The organism is Methylobacterium sp. J-026 (genome assembly GCF_022829585.1).
Lineage (GTDB): Bacteria > Pseudomonadota > Alphaproteobacteria > Rhizobiales > Beijerinckiaceae > Methylobacterium.
On the sequence record NZ_JAKSYC010000017.1, the window covers coordinates 1 to 25,833 of the forward strand.

Below are 25,833 nucleotides of genomic sequence, written 5' to 3' on the forward strand. Positions count from 1 at the left end.
AGCCATTTCAGCCGGTGGTCGAACACGCCGGCATGGCTGGAGCGACGTACGATCCCGGTGACCGCGTAGCCCTTCTGCAGGAGCAGCTGCGCCAGATACGCGCCGTCCTGGCCCGTGACACCCGTGATCAGCGCGCGCTTGCCGGTCATGTACCCGTCCCGTCCCGATGATGCCCGGCTGCTACGACCCGGGCGACCCGGCCGTCAAGGCGAGCGCGTCCGATCGTGACGGCGCCGGGCCCGTTGCGCAGGCGCGCAGATCTCGGGATTCACGGGCTAAAGAGAAGCTGCAGTCGAGCGGAACCAGGGCGGACCCGGATGATCACCGTCGCCCGCGGCGCGTGCGCGGACGGGCGTCGACGATCCGGCTCCCGGAGGCGTCCATGCGGGCCCGGGTGTGCCCCCGAGCCCGCGGCTCTGGACTGCGACGGCTCAGCCGTTGGCCATGGCCTGCCGCAGCCCGGCCCGATAGGTGTCGATCACCACCGGTTTGCCGCTGCGCTCCACGTGCCAGAAGGTCCAGCCGTTGCAGGCCGGCAGCCCCTGAACCAGGGCGCCGATCTTGTGGATCGAGCCGATGACGAGGCCGTTGTCGAGCTGGCCGTCCGGCCGCACCGTAGCGCGGAAGCGGCGGCGTTCGTCGGTGACGGTCTCGCCGGGGCGGATATGCCCCGCCTCGATCACCGACAGGAACGGCACCCGCGGCTCGGCGCGCTTGGTCGGCGCCACCAGGAGGGCTGCCTTCGACAGGGTCTCGACGGAGGCGATCCGGGCGCGTGCGGCCTCGGCGTAGGTCGCCTCGCGCTCGATGCCGATGAAGCGGCGGCCCAGCCGCTTGGCGACGGCGCCGGTGGTGCCGGTGCCGAAGAACGGGTCGAGCACCACGTCGCCGGGATTGGTCGCCGCCATCAGGGTCCGGGCGAGCAGCGCCTCGGGCTTCTGGGTCGGGTGGACCTTCCGGCCGTCCCCATCCTTCAGCCGTTCCTCGCCGGTGCAGAGCGGGATGAACCAGTCCGAGCGCATCTGGAGGTCTTCGTTGCCCCCCTTCAGCGCCTCGTAATGGAAGGTGTAGCCCTTCGAATCCGCCGAGCGCGAGGCCCAGATCAGGGTCTCGTGGGCATTGGTGAAGCGCTTGCCGCGGAAGTTTGGCATCGGGTTGGCCTTGCGCCAGACGATGTCGTTGAGGATCCAGTAACCGAGATCCTGCAACGCGCTCCCGACCCGGAAGATGTTGTGGTAGGACCCGATCACCCAGAGGGTTGCGTTCGGCTTCATCACGCGACGGCAGGCCGAAAGCCAGTCCCGGGTGAAGGTGTCGTAGGACTCGAAGGTGGCGAACTTGTCCCAGTCGTCGTCGACGGCGTCGACGCGGCTCTGGTCGGGACGCAGCAATCCGGCGTCGCCGAGCTGCAGGTTGTAGGGCGGGTCGGCGAACACGCAGTCGACGCTCGACGCGGGCAGGCTGTTCATGGCCGTGATGCAATCCCCGACCAGCACTTGGTCGAGGGGCAGGGGACGCTGGGCGGGTACGAGACCCATCCGTGGCGCCGACGCGGGCCGCCCGGCACGCGAGACATGTTTCCGGGCGACGGCATCGGCAGCCACGGTACGCGGGGAAGCCATGGCAAACACCGGTTACGCGACTGACCGGCAGACCATGACCCGAACAGGGTAAAGGTCGCGTTGTCGGATTTTTCCGGAGCGCGTCCCGTTCTGGGGCTGCAATTTTTGCCGAGCTGGGTCCGATCTCCGCGGAACGCGTCCCGCGCCGGTCGGACCGGGGCTACCGCAGCCCGATCGATCCGATCTCATCCTGAACCTGAAGCCTGCCGTGCACGGACCTTTGCGCGGGGGCCATGACCGTCTCCCGCCCGCGCCGGCGCCAGCTCAGCGGGATCCAGGGTCACGCCCGACGCAGACCTTGAGAGAATTTGCCTATTTGTGATCCTTCTCCGCGGGGCGCGGCATGACTTGAGCAATACATGGCTCGACCCTGATCGATGTATTTCGGCATTCAGCCGGAAATAATCCGCAACGATTGCCCATGTAATTAGAAAGACCGCGATGAAGCCGGCCAAAATGTGACCGCGACAGGCCGTGAAGTCCCGCCTTATTCCGGCCGGTTTCGGCCATGACTGGCGCCGTCCCCGAAAAAACAAAGGGACTGCCTTGAGAATGACGTTTGGTTTCGGAAAGTTCGTTGTCGCCCTCGGTCTGCTGTCCACCACCCTCGGAACAAGCCTTCCCGCCGCCGCGCAGAGCGGAGCGGCCTCCTGGTATGGCAGCGGTCATCGCACCGCGAGCGGCGAGCGTTTCAACCCCAACGGACTGACCGCAGCCCATCGCAGCCTGCCGTTCGGCACGCGGGTCCGGGTCGAGAACCGGCGGACCGGCCGCTCGGTCGTCGTGCGCATCAACGATCGAGGACCGTTCGTGCGCGGCCGCATCATCGACCTGTCGCGCGGTTCAGCCCGCGCGCTCGGCATGGGCGGCACGAGCTACGTGTCCCTGCAGGTCCTGAACTGACAGCCGGCGCCCCGGGGGGCCGCGCCGCTTGAGTGGCCGGCGGCCTGCCCCGGGGCGTTGTCTCAGGCGGCGGCAGGCCCCATCTGCTGCCGAATTCAGCCTGGATCAGCCGCCCCATGCCCAAGCCCCTCATCGTCGACATCCCGCATGACCTCGGCCGCGACGAGGCCAAGCGGCGCCTGGAGACCGGCACCGATCAGGCGCGGGCCTTTCTGGCCAAGAGCGGCGTCGCGGTCGACCAACTCGCCTGGACGGGCGACCGGCTGGATTTCGGCGTCTCCGCCATGGCCCAGAAGGTGGCCGGGACGATCGATGTCGGCCCCGAGAGCGTGCGGCTGGAGGTGAAGCTGCCGTTCCTGCTCGCCCTGTTCGCCGAGAAGATCCAGAAGGTGGCGAGCAAGGAGGGCAACCTCCTGCTCACCAAGAAATAGCCGTCCGGAACCGGAGCGCCGGCCCCCCGTTTCCGCCCGACCGGTGCAGCGTCGCACCGTCGGCCTTCCGGAGGATCGCGGTGTCCCAATCCACCCTCGCCGACCCGGGGCAGATCCCCGAAGTGCCGCAGCAGCCGGGCCCCGGCCCGGACCGGCCCTTCGAGCCCCCGCAGGCGCCGACGCAGCCGCCCGGCCCGGAGATCCCCGGCCAGACCCCGTCGGAATCGCCGGGCATCCAGCCCCAGGAGATCCCGGTCAACGATCCGGGCGCACCCGAGATCAGCCCGCCCACCGGGCCGGCCAATCCGGTCGCCTGACCGCCGATCGACCGAACCGCGGGCGCGGCGTTTGAATGGGCCGCCTTGCGCTGCCATAAGCCCGCCCATGGCCGCTCCCCCGCTTCTCACCCTCCAGGATATCGCGCTCACCTTCGGCGGCACCCCGCTGATCACCCGCGCCGATCTCACCATCGCGCCGGGCGAGCGGACCTGCCTCGTCGGGCGCAACGGGTCCGGCAAGTCGACGCTCATGAAGATCGCCGCGGGGCTGGTCGATCCCGACAAGGGACGCCGGTTCGTCCAGCCCGGCACGACGATCCGCTACCTCGCCCAGGAGCCGGATTTTTCGGGCTTCGCAACCACGATGGACTTCGTCGAGGCCGGCCTGCCGCCGGGGGAATCGACCCACCGGGCCCGCTACCTGCTGGAGAGCTTAGGCCTCACCGGCACGGAGGATCCGACCAAGCTCTCGGGCGGGGAGGGGCGGCGTACCGCGCTGGCGCAGGCGCTCGCACCCGAGCCCGACGTGCTCCTCCTCGACGAGCCGACGAACCACCTCGACCTGCCGGCGATCGAGTGGCTCGAATCCGAGTTGAAGGGCACCCGCGCCGCCATGGTGCTGATCAGCCACGACCGGCGGTTCCTCTCGGCCCTGTCGCGGGCCACGATCTGGCTGGACCGCGGCGAGACCCGCCGGATCGAGCAGGGCTTCTCCCACTTCGAGGCGTGGCGCGACGCGTTCTTCGAGGAGGAGGAGCGCGACCAGCACAAGCTCGACCGCAAGATCGTCGCCGAGGAGCATTGGCTGCGCTACGGCGTCACCGCCCGGCGCAAGCGCAATGTCCGCCGGCTCGGCAACCTCCACGAGCTGCGCCAGAACCGCCGCGAGATCCGCCGCCCGGTGGGCAGTGTCAGCATGCAGGCCTCGGACGCGGAATCCTCCGGCAGCCTGGTGGTCGAGGCCCGGGACATCGGGAAATCCTACGGCGCCCGGAGTATCGTGGACGGGCTGTCGCTGCGGGTGATGCGCGGCGACCGGCTCGGCATCGTCGGGGCCAACGGCGCCGGCAAGTCGACGCTGATCAACCTTCTGATGGGCCGGCTCGCCCCCGATTCCGGCCAGGTCGTGCTCGGCACCAACCTGATGCCGGTGGTGCTCGACCAGGCCCGGGCGACCCTGGAGCCCGGGATGACCGTCACTGACGTGCTCACCGGCGGCCGCGGCGACAGCGTCACGGTGAACGGCCAGAGCCGCCACGTGATCGGCTATCTCAAGGACTTCCTGTTCGCCCCCGAGCAGGCCCGGACCCCGGTCTCGGTGCTCTCGGGCGGCGAGCGCAACCGGCTTCTGATCGCCCGCGCCCTGGCGCAGCCGGCCAATCTCCTGGTGCTGGACGAGCCGACCAACGACCTCGACCTCGAGACCCTCGACCTCCTCCAGGAGATGCTCGGCGACTACCAGGGCACCCTGATCCTGGTCAGCCACGACCGCGACTTCCTCGACCGGGTGGCCGGCAGCGTGCTGGTCTCGGAGGGGGCGGGCCGCTGGGCCGAGTATGCCGGCGGCTACAGCGACATGCTGGTCCAGCGCGGGCAGGGGGTCGAGGCGCGCGCGGTCGCGACCAAGAAGGAGCCGCGCGAACGCCAGGCCGCCGCGCCCACCTCCCAACCGGCCGGCAAGCCGAAACTCGGTTTCAAGGATCAGCACGAGCTGAAGACGCTGCCGGCCCGCATCGCGAAGCTCGAGGCGGCCATCGCTCAGCTCAAGACGATCCTGGCCGACCCCGACCTCTACGCCCGCGATCCCGCCCGCTTCGACAAGGCCTCGTCCATGCTGGCGCAGGCCCAGACCGAGCTGTCGCAGGCGGAGGATCGCTGGCTGGAGCTGGAGATGCTGCAGGCGGGATGACCGCCCCGACCGCGCAAGACGTTCCGGACCGGAGACCGCATGACAGCCTATCAGACCCTCGAACAGCGTTTCGCCCGCCTGGCCGCCCTCGAAGGGGCCGCCGGGATCCTCGGATGGGACGCGCAGACCCTGATGCCCGACGGCGCCGCCGAGGCGCGGGGCGACCAGCTGGCGGTCCTGCGCGGGCTCGCCCACGAGATGCTGACCGCCCCCGGGGCGGCCGAGGACCTCGACGCCGCCGAGCGGGGCACGGAGCTTGAGCCCTGGGCTGCCGCCAACCTGCGCGAGATGCGCCGCGCCCAGGCGCACGCCACGGCGGTGCCCCGGGACCTCGTGGAGGCCAGCTCGCGGGCGGTCTCCCGCTCCGAGATGGTCTGGCGCGAGGCGCGCCGGGACGCCGATTTCGCCAGGCTGGAACCGTACCTCGCCGAGGTGCTGCGCCTGCAGCGAGAGATCGGCCAGGCCAAGGGCGCCGCCCTCGGGCTCGACCCCTACGACGCGCTGCTCGACAGCTACGATCCCGGCATGCGTCGGGCCGTGATCGACCCGCTCTTCGCCGACCTGACATCCTGGCTGCCGGCACTGATCGCCCGCGCCCGGGAGATCCAGGCGTCCCAGCCTGCGCCGCTGCCGCTCGCCGGGCCGTTCGACGTGGCGGTGCAGCGGGACCTCGGCCTCGAGCTCATGGCGGCGGTGGGCTTCGACTTCGCCCGCGGCCGGCTCGACATCAGCCTGCACCCGTTCTGCGGCGGCGCCACCGACGACGTGCGCATCACCACCCGCTACGACGAGGCCGATTTCGGACGCGCCCTGATGGGGGTGCTGCACGAGACCGGCCACGCCCTCTACGAGCAGGGCCGCCCGGCCCCGTGGCGGCAGCAGCCGGTGGGCGCGGCCCGGGGCATGAGCCTGCACGAGAGCCAATCGCTCATCGTCGAGATGCAGGCCTGCCGAAGCCGGTCGTTCTTCACCTATCTGGCGCCGCTGCTGCGGGAGGCGTTCGGGCGGTCGGGGCCGGAATGGTCGTCGGAGAACCTGCATGCCCTGAACACCCGCGTCGCGCCGGGCTTCATCCGGGTCGATGCCGACGAGGCGACCTACCCGGCCCATATCCTGCTGCGCTATCGGTTGGAGACCGCGATGATCGCGGGCGATCTCGCGGTGGCCGACCTTCCCGGTGCGTTCAACGACGGGATGCAAGACCTGCTCGGGCTCGCCGTGCCGGACGATCGGGTCGGCTGCCTTCAGGACATCCACTGGCCGAGCGGGGCCTTTGGCTATTTCCCGACCTACACGCTGGGTGCGCTGGCGGCGGCACAGCTGTTCCGGGCCGCCCGGGCGGCCGAGCCAGCGCTGCCGGACTGCCTCGCGCAGGGCGATTTCGCGCCGCTGCGGGACTGGCTGCGGACCAACGTCCACGAACTGGGCAGCCTGCTCGGGACGGATGAACTGCTCATCCGGGCGACGGGCGCGCCGCTCGGGACGGCGGCGTTCCGGGCGCATCTGGAGGCCCGGTATCTGGGGGGCTGAGGATAGGCGGGGCGGGATGACGGCCGAGACGCGTGACCCGCCTTGTCACCGGCGGACGACGATGGTCATACGTCGCGTCCGGGGAAAGCAACCGCTGAACTCAGCGCCCCTCCATCCCTCCTACAGGTCCAGCACATCCACCGCCGTCCCCAGCCGCGCGCGCGCAATGTCGGCGACGTGGCGGTGGTGCGTGAACAGGATCGGCTGGACGCTGGCGCCGATCTCCGCCAGCGCGTCCAGGCCGTGGCCGGTGCGGGTCTCGTCGAACGTCGAGAAGAGATCGTCGCCGATGAACGGCGCCGGCTCGGCGCGGCCCGCGTAATCCTCCAGATAGGCGAGGCGCAGCGCGAGGTAGAGCTGGTCGCGCGTACCCTCGCTCATGCCCTCGATCCCCACCAGCCCGCCGGCGGCGCGCTGTCCGGCGAGCTTCGGTGTGTCGGCCTCGTCGAAGGTCTGCGCGAGCCCCGAGAAGGCGCCGCCGGTGAGCGCCCGGAACAACGCCCCGGCGCGCGCCACCAGGGGATCCTGCTGCCCGGCCCGGTGCCGGGCCACCGCCTGGCCGAGCATCAGCCCGGCGAGCCGCAGCACGGCCCAGGAGCGGGCCGCCGCCTGAAGGTCCGCCTCCGCGGCCTTGCGCTCGGCGAGCGCCAGCTCGGCCCCGGTCCCGCCCTCCAGCTCCGCCCGGCGCCGCTCGGCCCGGTCCCGGTCGGCGAAGATCACTTGGCCGCGTTCGGACAGCGCCTCGGCTTCGAGGGCGAGCCGCGCCAGTTCGGCTTCGAGCAACTCCGGCGACAGAGCCGCGAGCCCGGCCCGCAGATCGGCCTCGGGCAGCCCGTCGGCGGCACCCGCGAGGCCGCCGCGCAGCCTCAGGATCTCGGCGCGCAGCGTCTCGCGGACCCGCAGCCGGCCGTACAGAGCCTCGATCTCCGGCATCGGCGCCTCGGCCCGCTCGGGCATCACCACCGCGACCAGGCGGGTCAGCGCCGTGCGGGCCGCCGCCTCCCGGTCCGCGGCGGCCCGGCACGCCACCGCGGCCTCCTCGACCCGCCGGTCGAGCTCGGCCCGCCGGGCCTCCCGGGCCTGCGCCGAGACGAGGCGGGCCTGCAGGGTGCGGATCGCCGCCGCCGGAGCCGAGCCTGAGAGATCGGGGGCCAGCGCCGCGACCAGGGCGGCCGCACCCGACCGGAACGCCTCCATGTCGCGCCGGATGCCGGTGGCCCGGCGGTCCAGGGCGGCACGTTCGAGGAGGCGGTCAGGGACCGCCCGCCACGCCTCCAGGGCGCTCTCGGCTTCCTCGGGCCGGGCTGACGGGTCGAGGCCGAGGAGTCCGAGCGCCACATTCCACGCGGTCTGCCAGGGGGCCCGGCGCTCCTCGGCCGCCCTGTGCGCCGCCTTCAGCCGTTCCGCCGCGGCCCGCGTCGCGCGCAGCAAGCCGCCGGTCTGGAGGCTCGCCTCCCAGCGGCTCGCCAGGGTCGCGATCCGCGCCTCGATCCGGTCGAGGCTCGCGGCCAAGTCGAGATCGGGCTCCGGCTCCAGCCCGGCGCGGGCACGGAGATCGGCGATCGGTGCCCGGGCGGCCTCGATCCCCGCCCAGATCCGCTCCCGCCCGATCCGCTGATCGGCGAGCCGCTGCTCGGCCTCGATCAGGCTCTCGACCTCGGCAAGCCACGCCGCCATCGCGACGGGGGATCCCGGCTCGATCCCGGCGGGCCGCCACGCCTCGCGCCAGGCCGCCTCGCCCTCGGCGATCTCGGCGGCGATCTCCGCGAGGTCGGCCTCCGCCGCCGCGAGTGCCGCCTCCTCGGCACCGAGGCGGTCGAGATCGGCCGCCTGGGCCGCCACCCGGGCGGCGTCGCCGGCGCGCTCGTCGGCGAGGCGGTCGGCGTCGAGGAGGGTACGCTCGTAGGCGGCGATCAGGGCGGTCGCGACGGGCTGCCCCGCCGCCAGGGCGTCCCGGAGCGGCGCGAATGCGGCGTCGCGCGTCGCCCGGACGGCCTCGATCCGCTCCCACGTGGCGATCGGCCGACCGGCCTCGCGCTCGCGCAGCCGGTCGCGGGTGACGGCGGCCTGGCGGCGCGCGGCGTCGCGATGGTCGGCCGCCCGCTCCCGTTCGCGGATCTTGCCGTCGAGGAGGGCCCGATAATCCGCCACCCTCTCGGCGGAGGGCAGGGGCATCCCAACGAGGGCGCCGATATCGGGGACCGGGGGCGAGAGCCGGCCCGCCTGATTGCGCAGGAGCACCGTTTCCCGCCGGATCGTGGTGTCGAGGGTCTCGTGGGCGGCGATCCGTTCGTGCAGGCGGGCGAGGGGTTTCAGCGCCTCGCGCAACGGGGTCGGATCGCGCGTGGCGCCGGCCGCCTCGACCTCCCCCTCCAGCCGATCACGCTCGGCCAGCGCCGCGGCTCGGTCGCGGGCAAGCTGGTCCTCGGCGGCCGCCAGGGTCCGGTGGTCGCGGATCAGCTGCTCGATCCGGGTCCGCGCGGCGTCGGTCGGCTGGCGCGCCTCCAGCGCCGCGAGGTCGGCGACGCCGATCCGGGCGCGCAGCCGGTCCAGCTCCAGTCCGACCTTGTGGGAATCACCCTCGATCCGCGGCAGGTCGGTGCCGCCCTTCTCGAATTCCCTGGTGCCGCTGAAGGCCGCCAGGATCGCGTCCGCCCGGAGCGTCAGGTCCGGCTCCACGGATACCGCCTCGGCCTCGGCCCCGGCCCGGGCGAGGGCGGATCCGGCCCGCTCGGCCTCGGTCTCGGCGACGCGGCAATCGTCGAGGGCGGCGCCGAGGCGGTCGATCCAGGCGGGATCCGCGTCGATGAGGCCGTCCTCGGCGGCGATGCGCTGGGCCAGGGCATCGATCTCGAACAGGATCGGCCGGACCCGCTTGAGCCGCTCCAGCCGGGCGCGCTCGACCGCCATGGCCTTCTGTTCCGAGCGAAGGGCGTCGAGCTGGCCGGCCGCCGCCGCGATCTCATCGTTCAGGGCGCGCCAGTCGCCGGAGCGCAGGCCCTTCTCGCGGATCGTCCGGCGGGCGGTCTCGTGGCGCTCCAGCGCCTGGTAGAAGGCCCGGTGCTTGGCCTGGCGCGGGGCGAAGATCGCGTCCGCCTCGTCGTCGAGGGCCGCGTGCAGCTCCGTCAGGCCGCGCAGGCCCGAACCCGCCGCGAACAGGCTCGCGCCGACTTCACCCTCGACATCGACCATCTCGCGCCCCCCCGCCCGGAGGCTGGACGCGTCGAGGCCGAAGGCGCGGCAGAACACGGCCCGCGAGATGCCGCCGAGGAACGGGGCCAGGGCGTCGTCGGGGAGCGCCGTCTCGGCGGCGTCGATGAGGGTCCGGCTGTTGCCCTTCCGGCGACGGAAGGTCAGGCGGCGACCGTCGGCGGCGGCGATCTCCGCGCCGAGGCGCAGCTGCGGCATGTCGTGCTGGAAGGCGTAGCGGGTGGATTTCTCGAAGCCGAACAGCAGGTCGGTGACGGCCGCCAGCGCGGTACTCTTGCCGGCCTCGTTCGCGCCCAGCACCACGTGCAGCCGCGCGTCCGGCCGGAAGGCGATCACGCGGTCCGTGAAGGCGCCGTAGCGCTCCAGGGCGAGGTGGATCAGGCGCATCGGGGGTCCTGGGGCATCATCCCGTGTGAGCGGATCGGTGTGGCCGCCGGGCGCTTAGGCCCGGCGATCCCCTCAGCAGTGACGGCCGGTCAGGCGCCCGAGGATCAGCGCCTCGGCCTCGGCGCAGAGGGCGTCGAACTCCGCATCCAGATCCGCCTCGGCGGCCACCGTGGACGGCAGGCGGCCACCGATCTCCGCGAGCGCGGCCTTGGCCCGGGACCGGAACTCGGGGTCGCGGTCGAGATCGGCCAGCAGGGCGGCCGGATCGATCGCGGCGCCGGATGGCTCGGCCGGCGCCCGGGGCCGGCGCGTCTCGATCTTGAGACGCTCCAGCCAGAGATCCTCGTGCAGCCGGTGGGCCGCGGCCTGGATCTCGGCGGTCACGGAGTCCCGGTCGGCCGCCAGCGCGTCATGGGCCTTCGTGGTGCCGGAGAGGTGGATCCGCACCAGCACGAGGCGCGTCGCGGCCAGGTCCGCGAGCGGCCGCAGGGCCGCCTCCACCGCCTCGATCGCGGCCCGGGGATCGGATGATCCGGCGAGGTCCACCGTCACCTGCTCGAACCGAGCGCGGTCGAGGGCGAGGCGGGTGAGCCCGGTCACCCGGCCGTCGGCGACCTCGACCAGAACGGCACCCTTCGCGCCGCACTCGCGGATGCTCCGGCCCTGGAGGTTGCCGGGGAACACGATCCAGGGATCCCGGGACAGCTCGGCGTAGTCGTGGATGTGGCCGAGCGCCCAGTACTCGTAGCCCCGGGCCGCGAGGTCGGCGATCGAGCAGGGTGCGTAGGTCTCGTGAGCCGCGTGGCCGGTGCAGGAGGTGTGGATGATCCCGAGGTTGAACCAGCCGGGCACGGCGGCCGGGTAGGTCAGCGACAGGTTCTCCTCGACGGCCCGGCTCTGGAAGCTACGGCCGTGGAGCGCCACGCGCAGCGCCTCGATGCGGTGGGTGCCGGCGCGGTTGGCCGGGAAGACGTGGACCGAGGGCGGCAGGGTGATCGCGCGGGTGATCACGCTCTCGGCATCGTGGTTGCCGCGGACCAGGATCGTCGGGATGCCGGCACGGTCGAGGCGCGCCACCTGCCGGGCGAAGAACAGGCCGATCGTGTTGTCGGCCCAGTCGCCGTCATAGACATCGCCGGCCACGACCAGGAACGCCACCGACCGGTCGATCGCCTGGGTGACCAGATCCTCGAAGGCCTGCCGTCCGGCCGCGGCGAGGCGGCGGGCGAGGTCCGCGTCGCGGGTCGCGAGACCCGATAGCGGGCTGCCGAGATGCAGGTCCGCCGCGTGGATGAAGCTGAAGCCCGACATCGGCCTCCGGGGGCACCGGTGAAGCTTGGGATCGCGCGGGGGCCCGCACCCACCGCCGAGGCGGTCTTAAGCCGTCGGGGTCGCCGGCCTCAAGCGCCGTTCGCGGCGAGACCCGCGTTACGAACACTTCGCCTGCGACCCGAGAGGCGTCACCCCCTCTCGAACGACCGGGCCCCGGGCGCGTTACAGCGCAGCGGTGGCGGGAGAGCCGCCGGGTGAGATACGGTCCGGCTCGATGAACTTCGCTGCAGATCCGGCCTGCCCCGGCCACGCGCCGATCTCCGAAACCCCGTTCCCCCAGGCGGATGGGGTCCGGTCGCCCTTCAAGATCGTGAGCTGGAACCTCCTGCGCCGCACCGGCGCGGCCGCGGACGACGTGGCCGCCCTTGTCGCCCAGGAGAAGCCCGATCTGCTACTGATGCAGGAGGCGACCCGGGCGATCGGGTTCCTGCTGGACCGGATCGGCGGCTACTACGCCTGGGCCCCCCTGCCGGGTCGGATCCACGGGCTGGCCATGTGGAGCCCGACCCCGTGGCCGGTCCCGCCCCGGGTGATCGCGCTGCCCTCGGGCGCCCTGGTGCACCGGGTCTGCCAGATCCTGGATCTCGGGGAATTCGGGATCGCCAACGTCCACCTGTCCCACGGGCAGATGCTGAACCGGCGCCAGCTCCGGCGGATCGTCGCCGAGCTGCCCCCGCGCGCCGCGGTGCTGGGCGATTACAACATCGTCGGGCCGGCCCTCATCCCGGGGTTCCGCGACGTCGGTCCGCGCCGGCCGACCCACGCCATGGTCGAGGTGCTGCCCCTGCGCCTCGACCGATGCCTCGCGCGCGGCCTCGTCTGCCACGACCACGCGGTGCTGCCCCGGGGCCCCTCCGATCACCGGCCGATCGTCGTCCATCTCGGTCCGGCCCCCGAGGCGCACGCCCCCGGTCGCCTCAGAGGTATGGCAGCAGCAGTCGCACGCCTGCGTCGCGCAGACGGACCGGCAAGGCCCGCCCGGCGAGATCCTCCCGGCTGAGCCGTCCCCGCATCTTGCCGCGCATCAGCTGGTCGAGTTCGGCGGCGAGATCGGCGTCGATGATCTCGACGTTCAACTCGAAATTGAGCCGGAAGCTGCGCATGTCCCAATTGGCGCTGCCGACGAAACACCAGATGTCGTCCACCACCATCGTCTTCGAATGATCGAAGGGCGGCTCGTCGAGCCAGACCCGGACGCCGGCCCGCAGCAGCGGCTCGAGATGGGCCCGGCTCGCCCAGTCGATGAACCGGTGGTCGCTAACCCGCGGGATGATGACGTCGACGGTGATACCCCGGATCGCGGCCTGGGCGAGGGCGCCGGTCACGAGTTCGTCCGGCAGGAAATAGGGCGTCGCGAACCGGACGGTCTTGCGCGCGCAGGCGAGCGCCTGAAGGATGACCTGCTCGATCTTCTCGACATCGGCATCCGGCCCGGAGGTCACCGCCCGGGCGACGCTCGCGCCGGTGGGCTCGAGGGCGGTGAACCAGGGCTCGGCGTCGAGGTTCTCGCCGTCGACGAAGGCCCAGTCGGCCGCGAAGGCCGCGGCGAGCTGCTCCACCACCGGTCCGTCCAGCTGGAAATGGGTGTCGCGGATCGGGTGCTCCGGCCCCAGGGCGACGCGGTTCGGGTGCGCGATGTTGAGGCCGCCGGTGAAGGCCGTGCGCCCGTCGAGGATCAGGAGCTTCTTGTGCGAGCGCAGGTTCAGGAAGGGCATCCGCCAGGGCAGGGCGGAGTGCATGAACAGGGCCACCGGCACCCCGGCGGCGGTGAGGCGCCGGTAGACGGGCGCCTGGAAATAGCCGCCCCCGATCCCGTCGATGATGACGCGGACCTTCACGCCGCGCTCCTTGGCCGCCACGAGCGCGTCGCAGAACTCGCGGCCGGTGGGATCGTCGCGGAAGATGTAGCTCGACAGGCCGATGCTGGCCCGCGCCTCCCGGATGGCCGCCAGCATCACCGGGTAGGCCGCATCGCCGTTGCGGAACATCCGCACGGAATTGCCCGCGAAGGCCGGGAGACCGGTGATCCGCCGGATCGCCCGGTCGAGGGGCCAGAGCGCCTCGGGCACCACGGCGTCGTCGGCGTCGGGCAGGTGCGTGGCGTCCGAGGGCTTGGTCCGGAATCGCCGGGCCCGGCGCGAGACGCGATTGATGCCGAAGGTCAGGTAGAGGGCGGTCCCGAAGATCGGCGACAGCCAGGCGAGGCCGATCCAGCCCACCGCCACGCTCACCCGCCGCTTGCGCAACAGGGCGTGCAGGGTGATGCCGATCGCCAGGGTGAAGCCGATGACCGCCTCGACGTCCGACCGCAGCAGGGCGGTCGACTCAAGCCATCGCGTGAGCGCGTTTTCCAAAGTCTCGGCATCCGGTTCGCTGGTGACGGCGCCGGATATACCCGAAGCGGACGCGGTGGCGCGGATTAATGCACGGGTCCGACCGGAGCCGCGACCGGGCGCTCGCAGCGATACGGGCCGCTGCCGTCGAGCGCCGCGTACAGGATGCGGCCGCCGGACTGGATGCAGCGCGCCTTGGCCTCCGCATAGGGCCGGTGGAAGCTCCAGATGGTGATCATCGGTCCGACCATGGCAATGCAGATGCCCCCGAACACCACGGCGGCGGCCCAGGTCGCGCGGTTGCGCTCCGGGCGCGGCGGCCGGGGCGGCGGCATCGTGCCGTAGAAGGCCAGCGTCAGACCGAACAGGTCGATGGTGCTCATCAGCCGTTCCGCGTTGGGGCGCCGGGCCCGGGGAGCTCGGGCGCATCCGCGATCCTAGGGCAGGGCGGCGCCGGAGCCTACGCGCGCCGCGCAGACCGGCCTGCGTCGTATCGCGCCAAGCGGTCGCTCGGGATGCGCGGCGTCACGGCTCCCAGCGGGGCGGACGCTTGCCCAGGAAGGCGTCGATGCCCTCCCGGGCGTCGGCCATCATCATGTTCCGGGTCATGACCTCGGCCGCGTAGCCGTAGGCCTCCTCCAGGCCCATCTCGACCTGCCGGCCGAAGGCCTCCTTGCCGATCGCCAGGACCCGCCGGGCTTTTCCGGCGATCTTCTCGGCGAGGGTGCCGACCGCCGCGTCGAGATCCGCATCCGGCACGACGCGGTTGACCAGGCCGATCCGCAGCGCCTCCCGGGCGTCGATCGGCTCGCCGACCAGCAGCATCTCCAATGCGGCCTTGCGGGAGACGGCACGCGACAGGGCGACCATCGGGGTCGAACAGAACAGACCGATCTGCACCCCCGGCGTGGCGAAGTGCGCCTCCTCGGCGCAGATCGCGAGGTCGCAGGTGGCGACGAGCTGGCAACCAGCCGCCGTGGCGATCCCGTGGACCCGGGCGATCACCGGCTGCGGCAGGCGCACGAGACTCAGCATCAACCGGGCGCAGGTGCGAAACACCGCCTCCGTCGCTGCCCGGGACGGGTCGGCACGCATCTCCTTGAGGTCGTGCCCAGCGCAGAAAGCCGGTCCGGCCCCCCGCAGCACCACGACCCGCACCGCCGGATCCGCGCGGATCGCGTCGAGCTCGCCCTGGAGGGCGCCCATCAGGGCCATCGACAGGGCATTGCGGGCCTGCGGGCGGTTCAGCGTCAGGGTCGCGACGCCGCCGGAATCGCTGCGCAGCAGGACCGGGGCCTGCGGAGCGTCCGGAACGGGCGCGGCCGGCGCGACGGAAGCGGTCATGGGGCGTCTCCCGCTGCCGGCTCGCCCAGTACGCGGGGCCGGTCTCCTGGCGGGAGGGTATCACGGAGACCGAGCGCCCGCGATGCCCACCCTCGACCCGCCACAGCGCCGTTCTCGGTCGCGGCGCCGCTGCGGGCGCTCGCAGCGTCCGCGCCGAACCGGCATCCCGGGCGGGGGGCGCCCGCCACGTTCACGAACGCTTAAGGTCTCATGCACGCACGATCGGTCGGCAGACCGGGCCCTGCCCGGGGCTGCCCACATGCGGGAAGAGCGTCCATGATGGTATTGCCGTTCATCGGTCTCGCAGGGAGCGCGGCAGCGGCCCTCGCAGGACGGCGCGGCATCGCCATCGGACTTTGGCTCGTCTCGCTGATCGGCACGCTCGCGCTGTTGTCCGCGCATGCCACGTCCGCGCTTAACCTGAACTTTTGAGCGAGCCACGCACCATGGCGCTGCTTCACGCCCGCACCCTCAACGCCCTCGGGCTGCTCGGCTGCAGCGCGATTCTTCTGGTGGCGTTCGGCTACCAGTTCCTCCTCGGCGAATTGCCGTGCCCGCTCTGTCTCCTGCAGCGGGCCGCCTTCGCGGCTTCGGGCGTCGGCTTCGCGCTCAACATCCGGTTCGGCTCGCGGCCGTCCCATTACGGCGTCACGATCCTGAGCGCGGTCGCGGGCGCCGTCGTCGCGGGTCGGCAGGTCGCCCTGCACGTGGTTCCCGGGACCGGTGGCTACGGCTCCACGCTGATGGGCGTCCACTTCTACACCCTCGCGCTCATCGCCTTCGTGGCGCTCATCGGGGCGGTGGGCGTGCTCCTCCTGGTGGGGGAAGCGCTCCGGCCCGAAACCCGGGGCCAGCACGACGGATGGTTGTTCGGAAAGGCCTGCCTGCTGCTGTTCCTCGGCATCGTCCTCGCCAACGCCGTCTCGACGGCGGCGGAATGCGGCGGCGGCCTGTGCCCGGACGATCCGACGCATTACGAGGCGCTCGACGCCTGGCTGAAGGATGAGCGCCGCCTCCCGTAACCCGCACCGGTTCCGCGACGGTCGCCGCTCAGGCCTGCTCGGCGAGGGCGAGATCGAGGCTGGCGAAATCCGCGCCGGGGCCGTTCCACCACAGAGCCGGATACGCCGCGAGCCGGCCCATCACGGTGGCATAGGTGTCAGCCAGCGCGGTGTCGACGATGACCAGGGTCGCGCCCGACAGGACGAGGCTGTCGGCGAGGGCCTGACCGCTGCGGGTGCCGTCCAGGCAGGTCACGCGCACCCCGACCCTGGCGAGACCGAGGCGGATCGCCTCCGCCTGCCCGAGATCCTGCACCAGCAGCGCGACGCCGGTGCCGGCCCCGAGGCCTTCACCGCAGGCCCAGCGGGCCACGCCGTGCGGACAGGGCGCCGGAGTGGAGACGCCCTGACCGGTCCACCGGTCCACGCCGATGGGCGGAGTCCGGAATCGCCTGTCGGCGTCGCGGGACGCGGGGGCCGGAATGGATGCGGCCGTGGATGTGACGCCGTACATGCGATGCAGACCGCCTGGATCTGGATAAACCGTCACCCTGGCGTGACGCGGGCGGGTTAACACTCCCTCTCACCGATACGCGTGACCAAGCGAGAAGCCGCTTTTCGCCCGCCCGGGCGCCCTGGACTGCGCCTATGGCCAACGAGCCGTGAAGTCCGGCCGAAGGTTTGTCGTCGAATTCGGTCGCATTGGCCCAGGCACCGGTCCGGCCTATCTCCCCGCCTTGAGGCGGCCCGCCAGAGGCCGCCTGGATCGAGGAATCACGCCCGTATGCGCCACATCGCCCTTCCCGCCGCCCTGATGGCTGTCGCCCTCCCGGCGCAGGCGCAGATCCGGAATGCGCCGGCCCCGCGCGCCCTCGAGTTTTCCGCCTACATCTTCGCCGCGTCGAATGTCTGCGGCTACCGGATCGGCAGCGAGCAGTTCGAAGCGCTGCTGGCGAAGCAGAACGTGCGGATCGAGGACGTCCAGCCCCGCGGGCCCTTCGGCAACCGTGTCCAGACGATGTTCACGCTGATGTCGAACCAGATGGCGCAGAACCGCGATCAGGCCTGCATCGCGGTGGCGGGCGAGTACGGGCCCGACGGAACCGTGGCCAAGAACGTGCTGCTGCCGGCCTCCGAGGCACCGGCGAAGCCCGCCGAGCCCGCCAAGCCGCAATAGGGACCCGCGGTCGTCCGGTTCAGCCGAGGTGCCAGTCGATCGGCCGGATCCCGTGCTCCGCGAGCCAGTGATTGGCCCGCCCGAACGGGTCGGAGCCGGGAAAATCCCGGGCGCGGTTGAGTGGCGAGGGGTGTCCGCTCTCGAATACCCCGTGGCGGGCTGAATCGATCAGCGCCGTCCGGGCGCGGGCCTGGGCGCCCCAGAGCAGGAAGACCGCGGGCTCCGGGCGTGCCGAGACCGCGGCCACCGCCTCGTCGGTGAGGGATGCCCATCCGAACCGCAGATGCGCCCCCGCCTTGCCCGCCTCCACGGTCAGCGCGCTGTTGAGCAGCAGGACACCCTGCCGGGCCCAGGGCGTCAGATCGCCACCGGCCGCCCGGTCCGAGCCCGCCTCCGCCAGGATCACCTTCAGCGACGCGGGCAGGCGGCCCGAGCCCACGAACGAGAACGCGAGGCCGTTGGCGTCGCCGGGTGTGGGGTAGGGATCCTGGCCGAGGATCACCGCGCGTACCGCGGGCAGCGGCGTCTCGGCGAGGGCGCGGAAGATCCGGTCCGGCGCCGGCAGCACCTGGGCGCCCGCGGCGAGCCGGGCGTCGACGCGCGCCGCCACCGCGTCGGCTTGCCCGCCCGCGAAGAATGGCAGCGTTAGCCATGGCGAGCCGGAGGCACGGAAGGCCGAGAGGGCGTCGGCGACGGGCGTGTCGGTCATGAGGTCTCGCAATCGGATTCCGTGTCGGGATAAGCTGCGGCCGGTTCCCGTCGCCGGTGCGGCGGTTGCGGCCCGGGGCCGCCCGTGGTTAGGGACATCGGTCGAACGAGCGCCACGGTGCGGCATCTCGCGTCCGCCCTTCGCCGCGCGGCATCGCACCCTACATGGAACGCACCCGACAGGTATGAGTCTCCGGTACGGGGCCAGGCGTCCGCGCCGGCCGCCGGTTAGTGGAAGCCAGAGGAAGGACTCGGCGCGCGGCGCCGGAACGCTGCCATGAACGAACGCGTCGAACCCGCCGCGCTGGCGAATGGCCGGCCCCTGACGACCCTGCAGCCTGCGGCGGGCGGCTTGCCGGCCGACCATCCGAAGGTGGCCTGGGGCCGCGTCGGCGTCCTGCTGATGAATCTCGGCACGCCGGAGGGCACGAGTTACTGGCCGATGCGCCGGTACCTCAAGGAATTCCTGTCGGACCGGCGGGTCATCGAGGTGCCGCGGTTGATCTGGTGGCCGCTGCTCAACCTGATCATCTTGACCAAGCGCCCCGGGCCGAAGGGCCGCGACTATGCCAGCGTCTGGAACAACGCGCGCAACGAAGGGCCGCTGAAAACCACCACCCGCGGCCAGAGCGAGCGTCTGCAAGCCGCGATGGGCGATTCGGTGGTGGTCGACTGGGCCATGCGCTACGGCAAGCCGGAGGTCGCCGATCGGCTTCAGGCGCTCCTCGACCAGGGCTGCGACCGGATCCTGCTGGTGCCGCTCTACCCGCAATACGCCGCCGCCACCTCGGCCACCGCCTGCGATCAGGCGTTCCGGGCTTTGATGGAGATGCGCTGGCAGCCGACGGTGCGGGTCTCGCCGCCCTATCACGACGACCCGGTCTACATCGCCGCCATGGCCGACTCGATCCGCGAGGGGCTGGCCAAGCTCGATTTCGAGCCCGAGGTGATCCTTACCTCGTTCCACGGGGTGCCGCGGAGCTACCTGCTCAAGGGCGATCCCTACCATTGCCAGTGCCTCAAGACCGGGCGGCTGATCCGCGAGGCGCTCGGGCTGTCGCCGGAGCGCATGCGGGTGACCTTCCAGTCGCGCTTCGGAAACGAGGAATGGCTCAAGCCCTATACCGATGAGACCGTGACCGCGCTGGCAAGGTCCGGCGTGAAGCGCATGGCGATCGTGGCCCCGGGCTTCACGGCGGATTGCCTGGAAACCCTGGAAGAACTCGACGGCGAGAACCGCCATTATTTCGAGGGCAACGGCGGCGAGCGCTTCGCCTACATCCCCTGCCTGAACGACACTGACCTCGGCATGAAGGTCATCGAGAACGTCGTGCGCCGCGAACTTCAGGGCTGGATCTGACGGAAAGCGCTGGGGCGCCGCTTGCGGACGGCCGGGACCGACCTATCATTCTTCGAAGCTGGACGGTTCAGGGATCCGGCGTCGGAGGATCACATGGCGTTCTTCATCGGGATCGCGTGTCCCTGGCTGCTGATCGCGATCCTCGACCGAATCGCCGAAGGACGCCGCAGCGCCGAGCTCACCGCCCTCGGCGTCACGCCACAGCCCGCGCCGGCGCAGTCGAGCTACCTCGTCCCCGACCGGCCGTACTGACGGGCGCGACCGACCCTCAGTACGCCAGGCCAAGAGATGCAGCGCGAGGCTGCGTTTTTCCCATGACCGCAGTCGATGGGTTTGGCTAGCTTGGACGGATCCGCCCATCTGGAGGACGCGATGATTCGTGCCGATCTCGGGGATAAGCTTGAGGCCTTCGTGACGCGGCTGGTCGAAACCGGCCGATACACGTCCGAGAGCGAGGTGCTGCGGGAAGGTGTCCGTCTGATCCGCGACCGGGAAGCGAGCCTCGCTACGTTGGATCAATCGATTGCGATCGGCCTCGCTGAGGCTCAAACCGGGCAGACCAAGTCGGCCGAGGAGGTCTTCGACCGGCTGGAGCGCAAGTATCGGGCGCTCAGCGGCGAGACGGAATGATCGTCCGTTTCACGGACGCGGCGGAACACGATCCGGAAGGGCTCGGCGACTACATCGCGCAGGACAATCCGAAGCGCGCCCTTAGTTTCGTGCAGGAGCTGCGCATGGCCTGCCTGGCGCTGGCTGATTTCCCCGAGCGCTTTCCGTTGGTTCCCCGCCACGAGGACCGTGGCGTTCGACGGCGTGTGCAGGGCGATTACCTGATTTTTTACAAGGTCGAGACTGATGACGTCGTCATCCTGCACATCCTGCGTGGCACGGTCGATCGAGCCACACGCCTGTTCCCATCCTGACCGGACTATCAAGCCCGACCGTCGATCGCGCTCGGATCAGGGCTTCTTCGTCTCGGGGGCGGGCTGAGCCGCTCCTTCGGGAGCGTCGGTGCGCACGATCTTCGCGTCCGCGCGGAGCTTCAGGATCAGGTCCTGCTGCGCCTTGCGGACCAAGTGCTGATCGATCTGGTCCTTGAGCTCGTCGAAGGTCGGTTGCGGCTTGGTCCGCTTCTCCTCGACCTTGATCACGTGCCAGCCGAACTGCGTCTTCACCGGGTCGGAGACCTGGCCGGGCTTCATCGCGAAGGCGGCGTTGGCGAAGTCCGGGACCATCCGCTCCTTGGTGAACCAGCCGAGATCGCCGCCCTCGGCCTTCGAACCCGGATCCTTCGAGGTCTCGGCCGCGACCTTGGCGAAATCCTCGCCGCCCTTGATCCGCGCCGCGATGGCCTTCGCCTCGGCCTCGTTGTCCACGAGGATGTGGCGGGCATGCACCTCCTCCTCGGGTTTCATCAGCTTGACGGTCTGATCGTAGATCGCGTGCTCGGCTTCCGGGGTGACCGCGCGCTTGGCCTCCTGCTCCAGGTAGTCGTCCAGCAGGAGCTTGTCGCGGAAATAGGCGAGCTTGCGCTTGAACTCGGGGGTGTCGCCGATCTTGGCCGTCTCGGCGGCCTGGGCGCCGACCCGGAGGTCGACCATGTAGTCGACCAGCAGGTTCTTCTTCTGCGCCTCGTCGACGCCCGGCAGCGACAGGGCCGGGTCGTCGGCCGCGATGGCGAGGTCGCCCTGCGTGATCGGCTTGCCGTTGACGCTCGCCACCACGGAGTCGGGCCCGGCCGGCGTGTTCGCGGCGGGCGTCGTCATCGGGGCCGGAGCCTTCTGGGGCGCCTGGGCCAGGGCGAGGCCCGGCATCGCGATCATGACGGCCAGCGCGCTGACGCGCCGGAGGAGGGCGGTGTGAAGCATGGGGCAGAATCCTCGGCTGACGTCTCGTGGCCGCTCCGGATCGCGCCGGGCGGCAGGCCGCGGCAGAGGTGGCCCGCGTCGCCCGAGAAGGCAAGCGCTGCCGTGCCCACCATCCCGCAACCGTGACCGCGCCGACGCGCGTCGGGCCCGCCTCTTTCAGGTGCGCCGGGCGATGTTTACCTCTATAAGCCCGGCCAACTCCGCCCAGGCCGGCCCGCCACGCTCACCCGTGGGCGGGCTCGCGCGTCCGCAGGTCCATGATGCTCGGCTCCATCGCCAAGAAGATTTTCGGCTCCTCCAACGACCGCCGCGTCAAGGGCTACCGTCCGCGCGTCGCGCAGATCAACGCGCTGGAGGCGGAGATCCAGACCCTGTCGGACGAGGCCCTGCGCGCCCGCACCGACATGCTGAAGGCGGAACTCGCGGGCGGCAAGAGCCTCGACGACATCCTCGTGCCGGCCTTCGCCACGGTGCGCGAGGCGGCCAAGCGCGTCTTCGGCCAGCGCCACTTCGACGTGCAGCTCATCGGCGGTATGGTGCTGCACGAGGGCGGCATCGCCGAGATGAAGACCGGCGAGGGCAAGACCCTGGTGGCGACGCTGCCGGTCTATCTCAACGCCCTGGAGGGCAAGGGCGTCCATGTCGTCACCGTGAACGATTATCTCGCCGCCCGCGACGCCGAGTGGATGGGCCAACTCTACCGGTTCCTCGGCCTCACCGTCGGGACGATCGTCCACGGGCTCGACGACGCGCAGCGCAAGGACGCCTATGCCTGCGACATCACCTACGGCACCAACAACGAGTACGGGTTCGACTACCTGCGCGACAACATGAAGTACGAGATGTCCCAGCTGGCGCAGCGGGGGCACAACTACGCCATCGTGGACGAGGTCGACTCGATCCTGATCGACGAGGCGCGCACGCCGCTGATCATCTCCGGGCCGGTGGATGACCGCTCCGAACTGTACGTCGCCGTCGATGCGATCCTGCCCCGGCTGGTGCGCGAGCATTACGACCTGGACGAGAAGCAGCGCACGGTCTCGCTCACGGAAGCCGGCAACGAGTTCGTGGAGGAGACGCTGCGCGAGGTCGGCCTGCTCAAGGACGGGGACCTCTACGACGCGCACAACGTCAGCCTGGTCCACCACGTGAACCAGGCCCTGCGCGCCCACACGCTGTTCACCCGGGACAAGGACTACATCGTCAAGAACGACGAGGTGGTGATCATCGACGAGTTCACCGGCCGTATGATGCAGGGCCGGCGCTACTCGGAGGGGCTGCACCAGGCTCTGGAGGCCAAGGAGCGGGTCACGATCCAGCCCGAGAACCAGACACTCGCCTCGATCACCTTCCAGAACTATTTTCGACTGTACAAGAAGCTGGCGGGTATGACCGGCACGGCCTCGACGGAGGCCGACGAGTTCGCCGAGATCTACAAGCTCGACGTCGTCGATATCCCGACCAACAAGGAGGTCGAGCGCGTCGACGAGGACGACGAGGTCTATCGCACGGTCGGCGAGAAGTACGAGGGCATCATCGCGGAGATCGACCGGGCGCATAGCCGCCACCAGCCGATCCTGGTCGGCACCGGCTCGATCGAGAAGTCGGAGCATCTGGCCGAGATGCTCAAGAAGGCTGGCTACACCCTGCTCGACTACTCGGATCCGAACGCGCTGACCGACGTCTACAAGGCCGCCCGCGAGGGCCGGGTGACCAAGCGCTTCGCGGTGCTGAACGCCCGCTTCCACGAGCAGGAGGCCTACATCGTCGCCGAGGCCGGCGTGCCCGGCGCGATCACCATCGCCACCAACATGGCCGGCCGCGGCACCGACATCAAGCTCGGCGGCAACATCGAGATGCGGGTCGAGAAGGAACTCGCCACCCTGCCCGAAGGGCCGGAGCGGGATGCCCGGATCGAGGCGATCAAGTCCGAGATCGCCGAGAACCGCGCCAAGGTGCTGGCCTCGGGCGAGAAGGCGGATCCGGAAGCGGGCCGCAAGAAGGATCTGCCGGGCGGCCTCTACATCATCGGCACCGAGCGCCACGAATCCCGGCGCATCGACAACCAGCTCCGCGGCCGCTCGGGCCGCCAGGGCGATCCCGGCCGCTCGAAGTTCTACCTGTCGCTTCAGGACGACCTGATGCGGATCTTCGGCTCCGACCGCATGGACGGGATGCTGCAGAAGCTCGGCCTGGAGCAGGGCGAGGCGATCATCCATCCCTGGATCAACAAGGCGATCGAGAAGGCGCAGCAGAAGGTCGAGGCGCGCAACTTCGACATGCGCAAGAACGTGCTCAAGTACGACAACGTCATGAACGACCAGCGCAAGGTCGTGTTCGAGCAGCGCCGGGACTTCATGGGCCAGGACAGCGTCCGGGAGACCGTGGACGAGATGCGCGAGGGCGTGATCGACGACCTCGTCGCCCGGTTCATCCCCCAGAACGCCTACGCCGAGCAATGGGACGTCGCCGGTCTGCGCGAGCAGGTGAAGGAGGTTCTCAACCTCGACGCGCCGGTCGAGGACTGGGCCAAGGAGGAGGGCATCGCCGACGAGGAGATGCGCGAGCGCCTGCTCAAGGCGGCCGAGGAGGCCTACGCGGCCCGGACCGAGAAGAACGGCGCCGAGGTCACCGCCTACATCGAGAAGCAGGTGCTGCTCCAGACCCTCGACCATCTCTGGCGCGAGCATCTCGTGACCCTCGATCACCTCCGGCAGGTGATCGGCTGGCGCGGCTTCGCTCAGCGCGATCCGCTCAACGAGTACAAGTCCGAGGCGTTCGACCTGTTCAACGGCCTCGTGACCGCCCTGCGCGAGCAGGTCACCGCACAGCTCTCGCGGGTCGAAATCATGATGCAGGAGCCGCAAGCCGAATTCCCGCCGGGCGGGCCGGCCCTGCCGCCGATGTTCGCCCAGCATCTCGACCCGGTCACCGGCGAGAACGAGATGGACTATGCCGGCTTCGGCTCGGGCAGCGATGGCGGTGGCGGCCCGGCCTACGGCTTCGCCGCGCAGGGTCTGGCGGTGGACGGGGCGGTGCTGGAGCGCGATCCGAACGATGCCGCCACCTGGGGCCGCGTCGGGCGCAACGAGCCGTGCCCCTGCGGCTCCGGCAAGAAGTACAAGCACTGCCACGGCAGCCTCCAGGCCTGAGGCCGCCATGGCGGCGCGGGCGGTCTTCGTCGCCGGGGCCGGCACCGAGATCGGCAAGACCTACGTCACCGCGGCCCTGACCCGGCGCCTCCGGGCGCTGGGTCGGCGGGTCCGAACCGTGAAGCCGCTCGCGAGCGGCGTCCCGCCGTTAAACGATCCGGCCTTCGCCGAGAGCGACACCGCCCGCCTGCTCGACGCGCAGGCGATCGCCCTCGACGAGGGAGCCGTGGAAGCCTGCTCGCCCTGGCGCTTCTCGGCGCCGCTCGCGCCCGACCAGGCGGCCGTCCTGGAGGGCCGGTCCCTGGACCTCGCCGATCTGGTCGGCTGGTGCCGCGCGCAGATCGCCGGAACGGACGGCCTGCTGCTGATCGAGGGGGTCGGTGGCCTGATGAGTCCGGTCACCGGGTCGGCGACGGGCCTCGACTGGCTGCGGGCGCTCGGGGTGCCGACGCTCCTCGTCTCCGGCAGCTATCTCGGGGCGATCAGCCACGCGCTCACCGCCTGCGAGACCCTGCGCCGGCACGGCATCCCGCTGCTCGGAATCGTCGTCAGCGAGAGCGCGGGTGCGCCGGCGCCGGCCGGCACCGTGGCCGCGTCGATCGCCCGCCACGCCGATACGCCGGTCGTCTGCCTCGGACGCGGTGCCGCCTGCCCCGACGCCCTGGCAGACCTGATCGGCATCGGATGAGGCGGGTGATCCGACTGGATGATTTGCGGCGACGGCGAATCTCGTTCGTCGCGGCGGCGGCCCTGTCCGCGCTGGACGGTGTGGCCGTGGCCGCTACCTGTCGCGTGGCATCGACCCGCCCAGATCGGGCAGGGTCCTGCGGGAGCTGGTCCGTTGAGTGAGTCCCTTGCCCCCGCCGCGGCTCCGATTCCGGACGCCGCCGAACATGCGCATGATCCTGCCCACGGCCGGTTGCGGCCGGCGCTGATCCTCGGTGCCCTGGGCGTGGTCTACGGCGATATCGGGACGAGCCCGCTCTACGCGTTCAAGGAGGCGGTGAAGGCGGCCACCGCCGGGGGGGCCTCGGTGCCGGCGGCGGCTACGGGGGCGGTGTCGCTGATCCTGTGGTCGCTGATCCTGATCGTATCGCTGAAATACGCGGTGCTGATCCTGCGGGCCGACAACCGCGGCGAGGGCGGTATCGTGGCCATGCTGGCGCTGCTCGGCGCCCGGCAGGCGCGGCCGGGGACGTGGAAGGCGCTGCTGCTGGTGGTCGGGCTCGTGGGCGCGGCGCTGCTCTATGGCGACGGGGCGATCACCCCGGCGATCTCGGTGCTGTCG

At 71.0% G+C, this 25,833-nt stretch carries 26 protein-coding genes; 16 read left to right on the forward strand and 10 right to left on the reverse strand.

What is annotated here, in order from left to right; translation table 11 throughout:
• Together MKK69_RS00305 and MKK69_RS00310 are read right to left on the reverse strand one after the other, a co-directional pair.
• Positions 1 to 149 (reverse strand): GDP-mannose 4,6-dehydratase (locus tag MKK69_RS00305; protein ID WP_243964673.1); only part of this gene is annotated, 149 nt, incomplete at its 3' end.
• Between the two features lie 282 nt (positions 150 to 431).
• On the reverse strand, positions 432 to 1,622 hold the full coding sequence (locus MKK69_RS00310) for a site-specific DNA-methyltransferase (RefSeq protein WP_279598097.1): 1,191 nt from the start codon (positions 1,620 to 1,622) through the stop codon (positions 432 to 434).
• 552 nt (positions 1,623 to 2,174) lie between these two features.
• On the opposite strand from MKK69_RS00310, the gene MKK69_RS00315 reads away from it, so the two are divergent.
• From MKK69_RS00315 to MKK69_RS00335, 5 genes are all read left to right on the forward strand, one after another.
• Positions 2,175 to 2,525, forward strand: a complete 351-nt coding sequence (locus MKK69_RS00315) for a septal ring lytic transglycosylase RlpA family protein (protein WP_243964674.1) — start codon at positions 2,175 to 2,177, stop codon at positions 2,523 to 2,525.
• A 116-nt stretch (positions 2,526 to 2,641) separates the two neighbouring features.
• Positions 2,642 to 2,956 (forward strand): polyhydroxyalkanoic acid system family protein, encoded by a 315-nt coding sequence (locus tag MKK69_RS00320; protein ID WP_243964647.1) that lies wholly within the window; start codon positions 2,642 to 2,644, stop codon positions 2,954 to 2,956.
• Positions 2,957 to 3,036: 80 nt separating this feature from the next.
• Positions 3,037 to 3,273: a hypothetical protein gene (locus MKK69_RS00325; RefSeq protein ID WP_243964648.1), complete on the forward strand. Its 237-nt coding sequence runs from the start codon at positions 3,037 to 3,039 to the stop codon at positions 3,271 to 3,273.
• A gap of 67 nt (positions 3,274 to 3,340) precedes the next feature.
• Positions 3,341 to 5,143 (forward strand): ATP-binding cassette domain-containing protein, encoded by a 1,803-nt coding sequence (locus MKK69_RS00330; protein ID WP_243964649.1) that lies wholly within the window; start codon positions 3,341 to 3,343, stop codon positions 5,141 to 5,143.
• A 39-nt stretch (positions 5,144 to 5,182) separates the two neighbouring features.
• On the forward strand, positions 5,183 to 6,673 hold the full coding sequence (locus MKK69_RS00335) for a carboxypeptidase M32 (RefSeq protein ID WP_243964650.1): 1,491 nt from the start codon (positions 5,183 to 5,185) through the stop codon (positions 6,671 to 6,673).
• 120 nt (positions 6,674 to 6,793) lie between these two features.
• On the opposite strand, the gene MKK69_RS00340 is transcribed toward MKK69_RS00335, so the two are convergent.
• Together MKK69_RS00340 and MKK69_RS00345 are read right to left on the reverse strand one after the other, a co-directional pair.
• Complete coding sequence (locus MKK69_RS00340) at positions 6,794 to 10,270, reverse strand: YhaN family protein (protein WP_243964651.1); 3,477 nt, start codon at positions 10,268 to 10,270, stop codon at positions 6,794 to 6,796.
• 72 nt (positions 10,271 to 10,342) lie between these two features.
• Positions 10,343 to 11,581, reverse strand: a complete 1,239-nt coding sequence (locus MKK69_RS00345) for an exonuclease SbcCD subunit D (RefSeq protein ID WP_243964652.1) — start codon at positions 11,579 to 11,581, stop codon at positions 10,343 to 10,345.
• Between the two features lie 235 nt (positions 11,582 to 11,816).
• Between MKK69_RS00345 and MKK69_RS00350 the strand changes: the two genes are divergently transcribed.
• Entirely contained in the window at positions 11,817 to 12,602 is a 786-nt protein-coding gene (locus MKK69_RS00350) for an endonuclease/exonuclease/phosphatase family protein (protein ID WP_243964654.1), read from the forward strand.
• Here the strand turns inward: MKK69_RS00350 and MKK69_RS00355 are convergent.
• The 3 genes from MKK69_RS00355 to MKK69_RS00365 form a co-directional block, all read right to left on the reverse strand.
• Positions 12,520 to 13,956, reverse strand: a complete 1,437-nt coding sequence (locus MKK69_RS00355; protein WP_243964656.1) for a phospholipase D-like domain-containing protein — start codon at positions 13,954 to 13,956, stop codon at positions 12,520 to 12,522. The genes MKK69_RS00350 and MKK69_RS00355 overlap by 83 nt on opposite strands.
• A gap of 65 nt (positions 13,957 to 14,021) precedes the next feature.
• Positions 14,022 to 14,318, reverse strand: a complete 297-nt coding sequence (locus MKK69_RS00360; RefSeq protein WP_243964657.1) for a hypothetical protein — start codon at positions 14,316 to 14,318, stop codon at positions 14,022 to 14,024.
• Between the two features lie 142 nt (positions 14,319 to 14,460).
• Positions 14,461 to 15,279, reverse strand: coding sequence for an enoyl-CoA hydratase (locus MKK69_RS00365; RefSeq protein WP_243964659.1), 819 nt, complete (start codon positions 15,277 to 15,279; stop codon positions 14,461 to 14,463).
• 276 nt (positions 15,280 to 15,555) lie between these two features.
• Between MKK69_RS00365 and MKK69_RS00370 the strand changes: the two genes are divergently transcribed.
• Together MKK69_RS00370 and MKK69_RS00375 are read left to right on the forward strand one after the other, a co-directional pair.
• Positions 15,556 to 15,711 (forward strand): DUF5993 family protein, encoded by a 156-nt coding sequence (locus MKK69_RS00370; protein WP_243964660.1) that lies wholly within the window; start codon positions 15,556 to 15,558, stop codon positions 15,709 to 15,711.
• Positions 15,712 to 15,725: 14 nt separating this feature from the next.
• The gene (locus tag MKK69_RS00375; RefSeq protein WP_243964661.1) at positions 15,726 to 16,301 is read left to right on the forward strand and encodes a disulfide bond formation protein B; all 576 of its coding nucleotides are present in this window, start codon (positions 15,726 to 15,728) and stop codon (positions 16,299 to 16,301) included.
• A gap of 28 nt (positions 16,302 to 16,329) precedes the next feature.
• Here MKK69_RS00375 and MKK69_RS00380 read toward each other — a convergent pair whose 3' ends face one another.
• A complete protein-coding gene (locus MKK69_RS00380) occupies positions 16,330 to 16,707 on the reverse strand; it encodes an AMP-dependent synthetase (RefSeq protein WP_243964662.1) in 378 nt (125 codons plus the stop codon).
• A 357-nt stretch (positions 16,708 to 17,064) separates the two neighbouring features.
• Between MKK69_RS00380 and MKK69_RS00385 the strand changes: the two genes are divergently transcribed.
• Positions 17,065 to 17,457 carry a hypothetical protein gene (locus MKK69_RS00385; protein ID WP_243964663.1) on the forward strand — a complete coding sequence of 131 codons (393 nt, stop codon included), beginning with the start codon at positions 17,065 to 17,067 and terminating at the stop codon, positions 17,455 to 17,457.
• A gap of 19 nt (positions 17,458 to 17,476) precedes the next feature.
• Here MKK69_RS00385 and MKK69_RS00390 read toward each other — a convergent pair whose 3' ends face one another.
• On the reverse strand, positions 17,477 to 18,166 hold the full coding sequence (locus MKK69_RS00390) for a uracil-DNA glycosylase (protein WP_243964664.1): 690 nt from the start codon (positions 18,164 to 18,166) through the stop codon (positions 17,477 to 17,479).
• Between the two features lie 276 nt (positions 18,167 to 18,442).
• Between MKK69_RS00390 and hemH the strand changes: the two genes are divergently transcribed.
• The 4 genes from hemH to MKK69_RS00410 all read left to right on the forward strand — a co-directional run bounded on the left by hemH (position 18,443) and on the right by MKK69_RS00410 (position 20,448).
• The gene (gene hemH / locus MKK69_RS00395) at positions 18,443 to 19,525 is read left to right on the forward strand and encodes a ferrochelatase (protein WP_243964665.1); all 1,083 of its coding nucleotides are present in this window, start codon (positions 18,443 to 18,445) and stop codon (positions 19,523 to 19,525) included.
• 93 nt (positions 19,526 to 19,618) lie between these two features.
• The gene (locus tag MKK69_RS00400) at positions 19,619 to 19,777 is read left to right on the forward strand and encodes a hypothetical protein (protein WP_243964666.1); all 159 of its coding nucleotides are present in this window, start codon (positions 19,619 to 19,621) and stop codon (positions 19,775 to 19,777) included.
• Between the two features lie 120 nt (positions 19,778 to 19,897).
• Positions 19,898 to 20,155 carry a type II toxin-antitoxin system ParD family antitoxin gene (locus MKK69_RS00405; RefSeq protein WP_243964667.1) on the forward strand — a complete coding sequence of 86 codons (258 nt, stop codon included), beginning with the start codon at positions 19,898 to 19,900 and terminating at the stop codon, positions 20,153 to 20,155.
• On the forward strand, positions 20,152 to 20,448 hold the full coding sequence (locus tag MKK69_RS00410) for a type II toxin-antitoxin system RelE/ParE family toxin (protein WP_243964669.1): 297 nt from the start codon (positions 20,152 to 20,154) through the stop codon (positions 20,446 to 20,448). The genes MKK69_RS00405 and MKK69_RS00410 overlap by 4 nt, the downstream gene beginning before the upstream one ends.
• Positions 20,449 to 20,484: 36 nt before the next feature.
• Here the strand turns inward: MKK69_RS00410 and MKK69_RS00415 are convergent, their stop codons facing one another.
• The gene (locus MKK69_RS00415) at positions 20,485 to 21,393 is read right to left on the reverse strand and encodes a peptidylprolyl isomerase (RefSeq protein WP_243964671.1); all 909 of its coding nucleotides are present in this window, start codon (positions 21,391 to 21,393) and stop codon (positions 20,485 to 20,487) included.
• A 260-nt stretch (positions 21,394 to 21,653) separates the two neighbouring features.
• Here MKK69_RS00415 and secA point away from each other — a divergent pair, with 260 nt between their 5' ends.
• The 3 genes from secA to MKK69_RS00430 all read left to right on the forward strand — a co-directional run.
• Complete coding sequence (gene secA / locus MKK69_RS00420) at positions 21,654 to 24,545, forward strand: preprotein translocase subunit SecA (RefSeq protein ID WP_243964675.1); 2,892 nt, start codon at positions 21,654 to 21,656, stop codon at positions 24,543 to 24,545.
• A 7-nt stretch (positions 24,546 to 24,552) separates the two neighbouring features.
• Positions 24,553 to 25,233, forward strand: coding sequence for a dethiobiotin synthase (bioD, locus tag MKK69_RS00425; RefSeq protein ID WP_243964672.1), 681 nt, complete (start codon positions 24,553 to 24,555; stop codon positions 25,231 to 25,233).
• A gap of 153 nt (positions 25,234 to 25,386) precedes the next feature.
• A partial coding sequence (locus MKK69_RS00430; RefSeq protein ID WP_279598099.1) for a KUP/HAK/KT family potassium transporter occupies positions 25,387 to 25,833 on the forward strand: 447 nt, incomplete at its 3' end.

What these genes read in the sequence shown, in the direction of transcription:
- secA (WP_243964675.1), top strand. Translation starts at nt 21,654, where the DNA reads ATGCTCGGCTCCATCGCCAAGAAGATTTTCGGCTCCTCCAACGACCGC.
- MKK69_RS00350 (WP_243964654.1), top strand. Translation starts at nt 11,817, where the DNA reads ATGAACTTCGCTGCAGATCCGGCCTGCCCCGGCCACGCGCCGATCTCC.
- MKK69_RS00360 (WP_243964657.1), bottom strand. Translation starts at nt 14,318, where the DNA reads ATGAGCACCATCGACCTGTTCGGTCTGACGCTGGCCTTCTACGGCACG.
- MKK69_RS00390 (WP_243964664.1), bottom strand. Translation starts at nt 18,166, where the DNA reads ATGACCGACACGCCCGTCGCCGACGCCCTCTCGGCCTTCCGTGCCTCC.
- MKK69_RS00320 (WP_243964647.1), top strand. Translation starts at nt 2,642, where the DNA reads ATGCCCAAGCCCCTCATCGTCGACATCCCGCATGACCTCGGCCGCGAC.
- hemH (WP_243964665.1), top strand. Translation starts at nt 18,443, where the DNA reads ATGAACGAACGCGTCGAACCCGCCGCGCTGGCGAATGGCCGGCCCCTG.
- MKK69_RS00405 (WP_243964667.1), top strand. Translation starts at nt 19,898, where the DNA reads ATGATTCGTGCCGATCTCGGGGATAAGCTTGAGGCCTTCGTGACGCGG.
- bioD (WP_243964672.1), top strand. Translation starts at nt 24,553, where the DNA reads ATGGCGGCGCGGGCGGTCTTCGTCGCCGGGGCCGGCACCGAGATCGGC.
- MKK69_RS00340 (WP_243964651.1), bottom strand. Translation starts at nt 10,270, where the DNA reads ATGCGCCTGATCCACCTCGCCCTGGAGCGCTACGGCGCCTTCACGGAC.
- MKK69_RS00335 (WP_243964650.1), top strand. Translation starts at nt 5,183, where the DNA reads ATGACAGCCTATCAGACCCTCGAACAGCGTTTCGCCCGCCTGGCCGCC.
- MKK69_RS00415 (WP_243964671.1), bottom strand. Translation starts at nt 21,393, where the DNA reads ATGCTTCACACCGCCCTCCTCCGGCGCGTCAGCGCGCTGGCCGTCATG.
- MKK69_RS00345 (WP_243964652.1), bottom strand. Translation starts at nt 11,581, where the DNA reads ATGTCGGGCTTCAGCTTCATCCACGCGGCGGACCTGCATCTCGGCAGC.
- MKK69_RS00330 (WP_243964649.1), top strand. Translation starts at nt 3,341, where the DNA reads ATGGCCGCTCCCCCGCTTCTCACCCTCCAGGATATCGCGCTCACCTTC.
- MKK69_RS00315 (WP_243964674.1), top strand. Translation starts at nt 2,175, where the DNA reads ATGACGTTTGGTTTCGGAAAGTTCGTTGTCGCCCTCGGTCTGCTGTCC.
- MKK69_RS00375 (WP_243964661.1), top strand. Translation starts at nt 15,726, where the DNA reads ATGGCGCTGCTTCACGCCCGCACCCTCAACGCCCTCGGGCTGCTCGGC.
- MKK69_RS00370 (WP_243964660.1), top strand. Translation starts at nt 15,556, where the DNA reads ATGATGGTATTGCCGTTCATCGGTCTCGCAGGGAGCGCGGCAGCGGCC.
- MKK69_RS00365 (WP_243964659.1), bottom strand. Translation starts at nt 15,279, where the DNA reads ATGACCGCTTCCGTCGCGCCGGCCGCGCCCGTTCCGGACGCTCCGCAG.
- MKK69_RS00410 (WP_243964669.1), top strand. Translation starts at nt 20,152, where the DNA reads ATGATCGTCCGTTTCACGGACGCGGCGGAACACGATCCGGAAGGGCTC.
- MKK69_RS00310 (WP_279598097.1), bottom strand. Translation starts at nt 1,622, where the DNA reads ATGGCTTCCCCGCGTACCGTGGCTGCCGATGCCGTCGCCCGGAAACAT.
- MKK69_RS00400 (WP_243964666.1), top strand. Translation starts at nt 19,619, where the DNA reads ATGGCGTTCTTCATCGGGATCGCGTGTCCCTGGCTGCTGATCGCGATC.
- MKK69_RS00385 (WP_243964663.1), top strand. Translation starts at nt 17,065, where the DNA reads ATGCGCCACATCGCCCTTCCCGCCGCCCTGATGGCTGTCGCCCTCCCG.